The following is a 12187-nucleotide window of genomic DNA, read 5'->3' on the forward strand; positions in this document are numbered from 1 at the left end:
CTCCTGTCAGCTCCTGTTTCGGGGTGCGTTTAGGCCTTCGGCGTCTCCTTGGTCGGGTCGATGAAGGGTTTGCGCACCACGGTCCCCCGCCGGGCGCCTTCGGGAGTATGCACCACCATGGTGGTCCCCTCGGCGCTGAGGCCGATCGGGACCATCGCCAAGCCGATGTTCTGTTCCAGCCGCGGCGAGAAGCAGGCACTGGTGACCTGGCCGAGCTCGTCGCCGCCTGCCTCGGATACCGGGAAGGGCTCGATCATGGAACCGTCGTTGTAGCTGCCCAGCGGAGGCCCGTCGATCTGTAGGCCCACCATCAGACGCGTGGCGCCAGCAGCGCGAATTCCACGCAAGGCCTCCTTGCCCACGAAATCCGCTTCCTGGTCCAGGTTGATCATCCAGTTGTAGTCGTAGCCGACCTCCAGCGGGTTGGTGTCCAGGGTGATATCGCATCCGTAGGCGAGCATGCCTGCCTCGATACGGCGAATATGGCAGGGGCCGATGACGCGCAGGTCATGGGCCTGCCCGGTGTCCCAGACTAGGTCCCAGAGTTTGCCGCCGTCGCGACTGGCGTTCTCCAGGTAGATTTCGTATCCCGTTTCCCCGGTGTACCCGGTGCGGGAGACGACGACGGAGAGGTCCCCCAGGGTCCTGCGGGTCAGGTAGTAGTAGCCCAAGTCAAGAATGTCCTCACCGAAGAGGTCCACCATCAGGCCCTTGGCTTTCGGGCCCTGGATCTGGATCGGGGCCACGTCGACTTCCTTCACCGAGACGTCCCAGCCGCCGGCATGGGCCAGCCCCATCGCCCAGAGGTGGACGTCGCTATCGGCCAGCGAGAGCCAGAACCGATCCTCCTCGACCCGCAGCAGGATCGGATCGTTGATGATGCCGCCGTCGGCTGCGGTGATGAAGACATATTTGCACTGCCCGACGGCGCATTGGTGCAGATCGCGCGGGATCAGGTAGTTGGTGAAGGCAAACGCGTCGGGGCCACTGATTTCCAGCTGGCGTTCGACCCCGACGTCCCAGAGGGTGACGTCATTGAGCAGTGACCAGTATTCGGAGACGGGATCGCCGTAGTGGCGGGGGTGGTAGGTGTGGTTGTAGACGCTGTAGGCAGCCACCCCGTGTTCGCGGGACTTCCAGAAATAGGGCGACTTGCGTAGTCGGGTATACAGGGTCACCGCAGGATGCGGATTGACGAGGGAACCCGTGTGGATGGTGTCGATGGTGCCGGTGTCGATGCTCTCGGACATGATCACTCCTTGATCTGGCCCCCCGGCGCCGGCCCCATTGCCGATTGTTGCGCATGATGCGCGACACTGCGCTATGTGCAACAAGTGTGACCCGAGATCAGGCCAGGGTCAAGGGTTGCTCACTGCCTCGAAACGCGGACTCCTCGCCCCGTGGAGCACAGGAACCGGGATCGACGGAAAAGACTAAGTCAGGGCGATTTGAGCTCGTCGGCGCGCACCAACAGCACGCCGGCGACGATAGCGACCCCTCCCAGAAGCTGAATCGGCGCGGGCAGCTGACCCAGCAGCAGCCAGGCCCACAACACGGCAAAGAGGACCTCCGTCAGCGAGATGAACGAGGCAACCTTCGAACCCAACGCCCGGGCAGCCATGATCCCCGAGACATAGGCCAACACCGTGGACAGCAGGACCAGCCCGGCCAAGGCGACCCACCAAGAGGTTTCGAATCCCGCAAAACCCACCGCGCCGAAGGTCGCAGTGAACGGCAAAAGGCCGGTCACCCCGAACACCAGCATCAGCAGGGCCCCCACCAGCAGTCCGCCGGTGGCTAGCACCAGCGGGGGCAGCGACTCGTTGGCCTTGGCCGTGACGAAGAAGTACACTGCCAAGCCGACCGCTGCGCCGAGCCCCCACAACACTCCGATGACGTCGATCTTCTGCGGCCCGGCCAAGTCCAGGACCAACATCAGCCCGCCGAGGGAAAGCAGCGTGCCGGTGATGGTCAGCGGCTTGGGCATACGCCGGCTGTTGGCCCACAGGGCCAGGACGATGAGCACCGGAGCCATGAACTCCAGAAGCAGAGCCACCCCCACGTTCAAGCGGCCAACTGCCTGGAAGAAGGCAAATTGGCACACGCCGACACCGAAAACCCCGAACAGCAGGATGGGTTTCCAGTTGCTCAGCACAGAACTCCAGCGCCCACGCAGGGCCAGGACAGCCGGAACCAACAGGACCAAGAAGGCACCGAACATCCTCGCCGCCACGGCAGCACCGCTGCTCCACCCCGCCTCCAGCAGGGAGCTGGCAAAGGAACCGGAAATCCCAAAGACCGCCGAAGAGAATAAGGCGATCCACAGCCCCGGAATCCCCGGGTGGGCCAAGGTCCGTGGCCGGCTGTCAACCTGCTCGGTCATGCTGCTCCTCGGGATGATATCGGGCGGTTGGAAATTCTGCGTTCCCCACCAAACGCGTCATGAGTGAAACTCGCTATACTAGTGACTCACTATACGCCGCAGGAATGGCGGGTGGTAGAAGGAGTCACATGAAATTTGCCCCTGACACTGAGACGTCTTTGCAGACGGTCGTGCACCTACTCAATACCGCTTTGCCCGAAGTCGACGGGCTCCTCACCGGGGCCGACCTGGATGAATTCGTAGCTCGCGAGGAATACACCGGCGCCCGGACCCATAACGAGGCCGAACTACGTAGCGTCAGGCACCTGCGCGAGACTCTGCGCGCGCTCTGGATCGCCGGCGAGGACGAGGCGGTGGTCATCGTGAACAACATCCTGCGCAATGCCCGTGCTTTGCCGCAGCTGGTCAAGCACGACCATTGGAACTACCACCTGCACGCCACCAGCCCGGCGGCACCCCTCGCCGAACGGATGGCCGTCGAAGCTGCCATGGCCATCGTGGATGTGCTGCGTTCGGGGGAGAAGCAGCGCCTGCGAATCTGCGCGGGATCGGACTGCGAGGCAGCAGTGTTGGACCTCTCGCGCAACCGGTCCAAGCTTTACTGCCAGACGGGTAACTGTGCCAATCGCGAGCATGTGCGCGCCTACCGCCAGCGCCGGGCGGCCCTGCGGCCCTAGACTGGTCACAAGCTGCACGGTCGCAGGCATCGGCGTCGGAAAGGAAGAGATCGTGAACACCTCTGAACAACCCCAGGAGCACCACGCCTCGGAGAACTACGAAGTAGATCTCGAGCATGCCACGGACGGCACGCTGAAGGCGGCCGGACGCTGGTTCGTCGGACTGGCGGACGCGGTTCTGGGCGGGGACGGATCGGACGTGATGGGCGCCACTGCGGTGGTGCGTCGCCTCGACAACGATGCCGAGATCCTGCGGGTGACCGGGAACAATATCGACGAGGCAGAGGGCTTGGCAGCGTTGCTGCGCAAGGACCTGGCGGAGATGACGCGCGAACAGTTCCTGGAGGAATGGAACGGCAAGGACGGCGTGGAGACCGCCGACTGAGCCCCGAGGGCTACTTCTGGCCGGGCTGCTTCTGGGTCGGCTGATCAGAGGCCCGGTTCACTCCCGAACCTTCACTGAGTTCACGCGGGTTCTCTTTGCTGGCCATGGCCAGCACCGAGATGACCACCAGGCTGGCGACGAACGCCACCCCAAAGGCAATGAGTCCGATATCCACGCGCAACGGGTTGTCTCCACCGCCAGTGGCGGAAATCGACGCGACCACGGCGGCGATGATCCCTGCGATCAGCGAGAAGATTAACGGCGACTTGATGCTCTGTTGCCATGTGGGCTTCGGCTGGGACGGGTTGGAACCCACGGGGATGCCTCCTGAAAGAATGTGGAACGACTCCAGTCTAACGCTCAGTGGCCCGCTCGCGTGCATCGTGCCGGTACCCAAAGGCGGCGATGAGCAAGAAGACCGCAACGATGATGGAGCCGCCACCGGCGACGCCGAAGACCCCATGCTGGTCCAGACCTGGCCAGGCCAACAGGAGCACACCGGTGACCAAGGAAACTGCGCCGGTGATCAGGAAGTCCCGCACCGGGACCAGATCCCCACGGTGGCGGAAATAGACGGTGAGTTCCAGAAGGCCGGCAACGGCCAGGCCGATGCCTCCGGCGATCGAGGCGGCAGCGGTGCTGGCGAAAACGAGCATGAAAACCGCGCTGAGCGACCAGGCGATCGCGGCGCCCCCGAGGAGACCACGAACCGGGAACGGCACGATACGGGCCACGGCGAAATCCCAAACGGATTTCGCGGTCAGCACCAGGAAGCCGGCGAAAATATAGGCGACCACGGCTTCGCTGGGTTGCTGCCAGAAAACCGATAGGGCTCCGAAGGCCGTCGCCACGACGGCCCGGAACATGACCGGCTTCCAGACGGCGGAGGCTTCTTCAGGGGGTGTGGTGATGACAGGCACCCTACGATCCTAATAGGAATCGGCGATGCCCAGTTCCACCCACCGCCTGAGTGCCGCGCCCGGCACCCCTGCGGGGCAGGATCAGGACGGCGCCCCGACGGTCATCCAACGGTCATTGCGGATCCGCCACAGCAGGGTCCCCGCCCGCAAGGCCATATATCCGACGCCGAAGGCACACCACAGCCACAGGATCGGCAGATCCGGCACCAGTGGCAGCCAGGCGGCCCCGGCCAGCAGCGGCACATACAGCACGAGGGCTATGACCCCTGCCAGGGCAAGGTACCTGGCGTCACCGGCACCGATCAGAACACCGTCGAGCACGAAGACCAGCCCGGCCAGCGGCTGCGAGGCAGCGAGCACCCATAAGCCGATGGCCGCCGCCCGTTGGACCCCGGGATCCGAGGTGAAAACGGCGCCAAGGACGGGAGCCACCAGAGCCAGGACGAGGCCGGTGCCCACCCCGAAGAGCATCCCCCACCGGGTCATCAGCCGGGTCAGTGCCGAAGCGGTGGCCCGATCCCCCGCCCCGAGTTCCTTGCCGATCAGCGCCTGCGCGGCAATAGCCAAGGCGTCCAGGGCGAAGGCCATGAACGCGAAGATGGTGAACACCAGTTGGTGTGCGGCCAGGGTCAGTGCTCCGTCGGAGGTGGCGACCCACACCGTGGCCAGAATCCCTGCGCGCAGGCTCAAGGTGCGCAGCATCAGCCAGCTGCCGACCTTCCCGGTGCCGAGGACCCCGCCGATATGGGGGCGCAACGGAACACCTTCGGCACGCAACCGCGGGATCAGCATCGCCAGATACACCACGGCCATCCCCCATTGGGCGATGGAGGTGCCGATGGCCGAACCGGCCACCGAGAGTCCAGCCCCATACACGAGGGTGAAGTTCAGCACGATGTTCACCCCGAAGCCGGCACCGGCAACGATCAGCGGAGTTTTCGTGTCCTGCAGCCCACGCAGCACCCCGGTGGCGGCCAAGACCAGGAGCATGGCCGGCAAACCGGGCATCGACCAGCGCAGATAGTCCAGCGCGAAGCCCAACACCTGGCCTTCGGCCCCCAGCGCGCGCAGCAGAACTGGGCCTGCGAACCAGCCGGCGACGGCCAGGACGAGCCCCAGGACCACTGCCAGCCAGACCCCGTCACGGCCAGCGGCCAGGGCGAGGTCCAGACGCCTGGCGCCGAGCCACCGGGCGACGGCAGGGGTGGTGGAGTAGGCCAGAAAAACCATGAGTCCGACGGCGGTTTGCAGCACGGTGGTGCCCAGTCCTGCTCCCGCGAGTTCGTTGATCCCCAGGTGTCCCACGATGGCGGTATCGGCCATCAGGAAGAGGGGTTCGGCGATCAGGGCGCCCAGCGCCGGAACTGCCAGGGCCAGGATGGTACGTCCGAGTCGGGCCGGGATGCGCACCGTTCCTCCGGGACTCGCGCCTGTACCTGGGGTCCTTCGCTGTTCTTCAGTCATGTGTCGGCACCCCGGTTGCGGGCAGGCGTGCCCCGGAGGCCCGGAGGAAGATCGCTGCCACGACGGCGGCGATCCCCTGGAGCAGGAGAACGAACAGGACGGCGCCGGCCCACCCATAGGGGGCGAAGGCCAGTCCGACGGCCCAGCCGAACAGCGAGGAACCGGTGTAGTAGGCAAGGTTATACAGGCTGGCTGATTGGGCTCGGCCCGTGCGCCCAATCAGCGGGACCCAGCCGCTGGCAATGGCATGAGCCGAGAAGAAGCCCGCCGTGAAGATCACCAGCCCGACCAGCACGACGCCGATCTGTGGGACCAGGGTGACCAGCAACCCGAGGGCCATCACGGCGATGGAGCCCAGCAGGGAAGGCAGCCTGCCAAATTTCCCGACGAGGCGCCCTGCCTGCCGGGAGGACCAGGTCCCCGAGAGGTAGGCCAGGAACACCAGTGAGGTCAGCGAAGCGGGGATCAGGAACGGTGGGGCCTCGAGCCGGAAACCCAGGAAGTTGTAGACGGCCACGAACCCGCCCATGAGCAGCAGACCCTGCGCGTAGAGGGCCAGCAGCCTGATGTTGGCCAGATTCATCCACAGTTTCCGGCCCAACCCGGCGGTGCCCGGTTCTCGACGAGGAACGGGGATGAACCCTTGTGGTTTCGGTGCCAGGGTGATGAAGACCGCCGCGGCCACTGCGGCCAGCAGCGAGACGGCCAGAGTCCCGACTCTCCAGCTGACCAGTTCGCTCAGTGGTCCGGCCAGCAGCCGGCCCGAGAGCCCACCCAGGGTGGTGCCGGAAATGTAGGTCCCCGCGGCGATGGCCGAGTGCAGGGGGTGGATTTCCTCGCTGAGGTAGGCCAGTGCGACGGCGGGGATCCCGCCCAGGGCCACCCCTTCCAGGAAGCGCAATCCCAGCAGGGCCTCGAATCCGGGAGACGCCGGGACGAGCAGCCCCAGGATGACAGCGGCCACGACGGCGGCTTGCATGGCCTTGAGTCGTCCGACCCGGTCCGCGACGGCCGACCAGCCAATGACCGATACCGCCAGGCCCAGCGTGGCGGCCGAGACGCCGAGTGCCGCCCGGGCTTCGGAGATGCCTTCGGATCGGGCCAGGGCCGGCAGGACGCCTTGCACGGAATACAGCTGGGAGAAGGTGGCGATCCCCGCTGCGAAGAGCGCCAGGATCATGCGCCGATAGCCGGCCGAACCACGCTGGTGCCCCGGGAACTGGAGGGTTTCGTTCATATTTGGGGCACCAGCGGAAGCAGGTAGTACGCCACCGTCAGGGCGATGAGGTTATTGAGCAAGTGGATCAGGTAGGAATAGGCCAAAGAGCGGCCGCTCAGGACGTAGGCGACGCTGATGACGGCGCCCAGGCTGAGATAGGGCACCGCGGCGATCAACTCGAACGAGCCGGAACCCAGGAAGTGCATGCCGGCAAACAAGATGATCGATATGACGACGCAGACCCACACGTTGAGTTTGCGGCTGAGCTTGCCGATCAGCAGGTGCCGAAAGATGTACTCCTCCACGAACGGCCCCATCACCACGGCCATCACCAGCATGGTGGTGAACGGGACGGTGGTGGTCATCCCCTCGATGGCGAGCTGGTTCTCGCTTTTCACGCCTCCGCCCAGCGACATGATGACGATGGTGGTGACCACCAGGTTCGCCACCCAGGCGCCGGGGATCATGAAGACCTTGGCCCAGGGGCTGAATTTGAAGGTCCCGAAGGAATGCTTCAACGTCGGGAAGGCCATGATCATGGCGCCGCAGAACAGGACGGCGTAGACGATGAAGTTCACTGCCGCGGAGGCCGTCTCCGCGGTGCTGAAGACGTCGGTGAAGCCGGGAAAGAGTGTCAGCAACGAGGCGGCCCCGGCGACGAAGAGCACTCCGTAGGCCAAGACCATCACCGCATCCCCCACCCGGAAGCCACCCGGAAGGAACCGCGGGTTCCTGCGGGACCGCGGCGCACGGGGGGAAGGTCCCGGCGCTGCCGGTTGCGTGGTGGGATGCATGTTTCCACCCTAGCGACTGTTGGGGTTCACGACCCCTTCGGTCGGATCAGGTTTCGGGGGCGATGAGGATGCTGTATCCGCTCTCTTCCAACCGGTTTTGCTGTTCCGTGGTGATCCCCGGGTCGGTGATGACGTGGCGCAGATCATCACCGGAGACCGAGGCGAAGGAGCGCACCCCGAGTTTGGAGGAGTCGACCACCAGGTAGCTGCGCAGGGCCCTGGCCCCCATGAGTTCGTTCACGGCGGCCTCCCCCTCATCGGCCACGGTGGCCCCTGCCTGCGGATGCAGGCCGCCAACGCCGATGAAGGCGATGTCCAGGGTGACCCGGCCCAAGGTCTGCTCGGCGAAGGGCCCCACGAGTTCGTAGGACCGCGGGTTGAGTACCCCTCCGGTGACCATGACCTTCACGTGGTTGCGTACCGCCAGGGCCGAGGCGATATTCACGGCATTCGTCACCACCGTCAGGGTCGGGCGGGCCGGTTCCTGTTGCAGGTCCGCCCGCAGACCCAGTGCCGTGGCGATCGCCGAACTGGTCGTCCCCCCGGAGAGCCCGATGCTCATATCGGGTTCGACCAGGGCTGCCGCGTAGGCACCAATCCACCGTTTTCGCGTGGCTGCCGGATCCCTGTTGTATTTCCCGGGCAGGTCATAGGCCAGCGCGTTGGTCGTGGCCCCGCCGTGGGTGCGGGTCAGCAGCCGTTGGGAGTCCAACGAGTCCAGGTCCCTGCGGGCCGTGGCCGGGGAAACGCCCAACTTGTCAACGATTTCGTCGACTTCCACTTGGCCATCCTCGGCCAGCAGGGCCAGGATCGAACTGAGCCGCTCATTGCGCGTCATGCCGGCACTACTTCGTTGCCCCGGCGGCCAAACCGCCGATGAGACGCTTCTCGATGAGCATGAACAGGATGATCACCGGCACGATGGCGACGATCGAGACACCGAAGACGTACTGCCAGGCGGTGGAGTACTGGCCGACGAAGCGGGTCAAGGCCACCGACAACGGCTGGTTCTCCGCGGTGGAGAGGATGACCAGGGAGGCGGCGAATTCGTTCCAGCAGGCGACGAAGGTGAAGATCAACGCGGTGACGATCCCCGGCCAGACCAGCGGGAGGTTGATCGTGAACAACACCCTGAGTTTGCCGGCACCGTCGAGTTGGGCCGCTTCGTCGACCTCCTTGGGGACCCCCGCGAAGAAGGTGTGCATGATCCACACGGCGAAGGCCAGGTTGAAGGCCGCGTTGATCAGGATCATCGCCAACCAGGTGTCGTAGAGGTTGAAGACCAGCATTTCCTTGAAGAGTCCGACCGTGAGGATCGCCGGTTGGAGCATCTGGGTCACGATGACCAGGAACATGAAGGCCATTTTTCCGCGGTATTTGAACCGGGCGCTGTAGTAGGCGGCGGGCATGGCCACCAGGAGCACCAGCAGGGTCGCCGCGACGGCGATCACGACCGTGGAGATCAGGTTGTAGGCCACCGGGGTCTCGGGGGTGTCCCACATGGTCAGGTAGTTCGACCACTGGGCACCGTCGCGCGGCAGGTAGTCCGGCGGGACCGAGAGAATCTCCGACCGGGTCTTCAAGGACCCGATGAACATCACGGCATAGGGGATCAGGAACACGGCGGCCACGACGAGTCCGACCGTCATCCGGCCGATGACTACCCGTCGACTCGCGTGGTCTTCGGTAGCTAGTAGTGCCACGGTCTAGACCTCCTTCATGGGCTTGACCGCCCACACGTAAATCGCGACGATGACGACGACGATGCCGAAGTTGACCACCGATAGCGCGCTGGCGATGTCGATCTGGCGGTCGAACTGCAGGACCTTGAAAATGTAGGTCATCAGGGTGTCGGCGCCGTAGCCGGGGATCGAACCGGTCATGACCTTGAGGATCGGCAGGTTGTTGAAAACGTTGATGATGTTGATCAGCACCGAAACCGCCAGGGCGCCGCGCAGCTGCGGAAGGATGACGAAGAGGTAGGTCCGCCAGCGTCCGGCGCCGTCGACCTTTGCTGCCTCCAGCGTGTCTCCGGGGATGGCCTGGATACCGGCCAGGATCGTATAGGTCGTGAAAGGGATGGACACGAAAACGGCCACCGCCATGGCCACCATCAGCGCCGAGCTGGCGTTTTGGGTGAACCCGTAGGGGGAGTCCAGCAAGCCGATATCGGTGAGGAACTTATTGAAGATCCCGTAGTTCGGGTCCATCGAGTAGTAGAACAGCGTGGTCGTCATCACGACGCTGGCCGCCCAGGGGACGATCACCGCCATGCGAACGAGCGTGCGGCCAGGGAAGGGCTTGGAAAGGAACTGGGCGAGACCCAGGGAGATCAGCACGGTGAAGAACACCACGACCACCACCCAGAGCACCGAGTTCAGCATGATCTTGGGGATGTTCGGGTCGCTGAAGACCTGGGCGAAGTTCGCCATCCCCACCGAACCCAGATCGGTGCCGATCTGGCTGATTTTGCGGGTGGAGTTATAGATCATGTATCCGGCGGGGAACACCACGATCACCAGGATCAGGATCAGTGCCGGGGAAATCCAGGGAAGGGCGGAGGTGAAGGAGGACCCCTCAGCCGCAGTGCGCCGCTTGGAGCCGCGGCGTTTCGGAGTCTCGGGGGGCTCGGCCACCCCGGTCCGGGCCGGTGCGGTGGTGCTCATACTGGTCTCCTGACCTGATCTTCGTCTATTCCGGGCCCCGACGAGGCTCCGCGGCCCGCCGGCTGATGCCAGCGGGCCGCGGAGTCGGTGGGGCTACCCGCCGCGCACGACGGGGTCGAGCGCGGGCTACTTGGCCGCGTCGGCCTTCTTCTGAATCTCGGCCAGTACGTCTGAGGCGGACTTACCGGTGCCGATCTGACCCATCAGCGATTTGAAGGCACCATCGGTGGCGTTCCAGGCAGGGTTCGTCGTCGGGTAGAAGACGGCGTTGGGCAGCAGTTCCAGGAACGGCTTCAGCGTTTCGTCGGAAGACATCTCCTCGGACACCGAGGTGGTGGTGGGCAGGAAGCCTTCGGTCTGCACCCAGTTGCTGTAGACCTCGTCGGTGAAGAAGTAGTCCATGAACTTCTTGACCGATTCGGTCTTGCTGCCATCGTTCTTGAAGGAGAGCATCCGGTCGGCAACGCCCAGCGTTGCCGGCTCGCCGGTGTTGGTGGCCACGGGGGCGATCCCATACTTCAGATCGGGGTTTTCCTTCTCAATCTGGCCGACGGTCTGCGGCAACACGTAGGCGAAACCGAGCTTGCCCTGGATGAAGGTGTTCAACATCGGGGTGCGCTGGGTGGAACCCGGGTTCTTCTGCGTTGCGCCGTCCTTGATCATCTTCTGCATGAACTCGGCGGCTTCGACGTTCTTCGGGGTGTCGACCTCGATGGACTTCTCATCGCCGAAGTTTCCGCCGTTGCCGGCGAACCAGATCAGCGATTCGCCCTGGGCTTCCTCGGACCCCAGGGGCATACCGTAGCCGTCGGCCTTGGTGTCCTTGCTAATGGCCTTGGAGGCGGTCAGCAGTTCATCCCAGGTCTTGGGCACCTCCTTGACGCCGGCCTCCTTCATGAGGTCTTCGTTATAGGCCAGGGCGCGGGCCGAGGCGATCAGCGGCAGACCGTACTGGGTGCCATCGAATTTCTCGTTATCGGCAAAGGACGTCTGGAAGTTCTCCAGCGTCTCGGCGGAGGCGATATCCTCGGCCGGGGCCAGCAGTTCCTCCTCGGCGAAGCCGGCGAAGGCGCCGCCACCGTAGATATCCGGGGCCTTATCGCCCTGCAGCTTGGTCTTCAGAACACTTTCGATGTTCTCCCAGGACTGGATCTCCAGATCCACCTTGACGTCGGGGTTCTCCTTCTCGAAGCCTTCGATCACGTCTTGCCAGAGTGCCTTGGTGCCATCGGAGTAGCTGGGCACCAACATGCTCAAGGTCGTGGTGTCGCCGGACGCATCGCTGCCATCATCGCCGCCGCCGAAGCCGCAGCCGGTCAGGACCAGCGAACCGGCGGCCACGCCGGCCAGCAGTGTTGCGCGTAGTGAACGTTTCTGCATGATTCCCCATCTCAAAGGTATGCGTCGGCGAGTGACCCGAAGCTAATTCCTAACTGAAAATGCTCTAATTGACCATAAGTCGATCAATAAAGAACATGATTATGACAGTAATGTGACCGAGGTCTCGTCGTCAAGTCTCCTTGTCAACTGCTTTCAACCCCCTTGTCGGGGGGTGAGGAAACGCCCACATACGGCTAGTTGTACTGCCCAGGGAGGTTCGTTGAACTCGTGCCACGACACGATCTGAATTAATGGGATGAAGAAGGCCCCCTGATGTGGAGTGGAGCTGTCTAAGAAAC

Annotated in this window: 13 protein-coding genes; 2 read left to right on the forward strand and 11 right to left on the reverse strand. The window is 64.1% G+C overall.

What is annotated here, in order from left to right:
* Window positions 1–29: 29 nt before the first annotated feature.
* Together FM101_RS05695 and FM101_RS05700 are read right to left on the reverse strand one after the other, a co-directional pair.
* Window positions 30–1250 (reverse strand): glycine cleavage T C-terminal barrel domain-containing protein, encoded by a 1221-nt coding sequence (locus tag FM101_RS05695; RefSeq protein ID WP_086996722.1) that lies wholly within the window; start codon window positions 1248–1250, stop codon window positions 30–32.
* Between the two features lie 188 nt (window positions 1251–1438).
* Window positions 1439–2383, reverse strand: a complete 945-nt coding sequence (locus tag FM101_RS05700) for an EamA family transporter (protein ID WP_086996725.1) — start codon at window positions 2381–2383, stop codon at window positions 1439–1441.
* A gap of 128 nt (window positions 2384–2511) precedes the next feature.
* On the opposite strand from FM101_RS05700, the gene FM101_RS05705 reads away from it, so the two are divergent.
* Together FM101_RS05705 and FM101_RS05710 are read left to right on the forward strand one after the other, a co-directional pair.
* Window positions 2512–3060 carry a CGNR zinc finger domain-containing protein gene (locus FM101_RS05705; protein WP_086996728.1) on the forward strand — a complete coding sequence of 183 codons (549 nt, stop codon included), beginning with the start codon at window positions 2512–2514 and terminating at the stop codon, window positions 3058–3060.
* Window positions 3061–3112: 52 nt separating this feature from the next.
* The gene (locus tag FM101_RS05710) at window positions 3113–3445 is read left to right on the forward strand and encodes a hypothetical protein (RefSeq protein WP_086996731.1); all 333 of its coding nucleotides are present in this window, start codon (window positions 3113–3115) and stop codon (window positions 3443–3445) included.
* Window positions 3446–3455: 10 nt separating this feature from the next.
* On the opposite strand, the gene FM101_RS05715 is transcribed toward FM101_RS05710, so the two are convergent.
* From FM101_RS05715 to FM101_RS05755, 9 genes are all read right to left on the reverse strand, one after another.
* Entirely contained in the window at window positions 3456–3761 is a 306-nt protein-coding gene (locus FM101_RS05715; protein WP_086996734.1) for a hypothetical protein, read from the reverse strand.
* Between the two features lie 37 nt (window positions 3762–3798).
* Entirely contained in the window at window positions 3799–4365 is a 567-nt protein-coding gene (locus FM101_RS05720) for a DUF308 domain-containing protein (RefSeq protein WP_086996737.1), read from the reverse strand.
* Window positions 4366–4446: 81 nt separating this feature from the next.
* Window positions 4447–5829, reverse strand: a complete 1383-nt coding sequence (locus FM101_RS05725) for an MATE family efflux transporter (RefSeq protein ID WP_086996740.1) — start codon at window positions 5827–5829, stop codon at window positions 4447–4449.
* The gene (locus FM101_RS05730; RefSeq protein WP_245806633.1) at window positions 5822–7066 is read right to left on the reverse strand and encodes an MFS transporter; all 1245 of its coding nucleotides are present in this window, start codon (window positions 7064–7066) and stop codon (window positions 5822–5824) included. The genes FM101_RS05725 and FM101_RS05730 overlap by 8 nt, the downstream gene beginning before the upstream one ends.
* The gene (locus FM101_RS05735) at window positions 7063–7842 is read right to left on the reverse strand and encodes a CPBP family intramembrane glutamic endopeptidase (RefSeq protein WP_086996743.1); all 780 of its coding nucleotides are present in this window, start codon (window positions 7840–7842) and stop codon (window positions 7063–7065) included. The genes FM101_RS05730 and FM101_RS05735 overlap by 4 nt, the downstream gene beginning before the upstream one ends.
* A 46-nt stretch (window positions 7843–7888) precedes the next feature.
* On the reverse strand, window positions 7889–8680 hold the full coding sequence (locus tag FM101_RS05740) for a DeoR/GlpR family DNA-binding transcription regulator (RefSeq protein WP_086996746.1): 792 nt from the start codon (window positions 8678–8680) through the stop codon (window positions 7889–7891).
* A 7-nt stretch (window positions 8681–8687) separates the two neighbouring features.
* Window positions 8688–9545, reverse strand: coding sequence for a carbohydrate ABC transporter permease (locus FM101_RS05745; protein ID WP_241895472.1), 858 nt, complete (start codon window positions 9543–9545; stop codon window positions 8688–8690).
* A gap of 3 nt (window positions 9546–9548) precedes the next feature.
* A complete protein-coding gene (locus FM101_RS05750) occupies window positions 9549–10508 on the reverse strand; it encodes a carbohydrate ABC transporter permease (RefSeq protein WP_086996752.1) in 960 nt (319 codons plus the stop codon).
* A 126-nt stretch (window positions 10509–10634) separates the two neighbouring features.
* Entirely contained in the window at window positions 10635–11888 is a 1254-nt protein-coding gene (locus tag FM101_RS05755; protein WP_086996753.1) for an extracellular solute-binding protein, read from the reverse strand.
* Between the last annotated feature and the right edge of the window lie 299 nt (window positions 11889–12187).

The organism is Arthrobacter rhombi (genome assembly GCF_900163545.1).
Taxonomy (GTDB): domain Bacteria; phylum Actinomycetota; class Actinomycetes; order Actinomycetales; family Micrococcaceae; genus Arthrobacter_H; species Arthrobacter_H rhombi_A.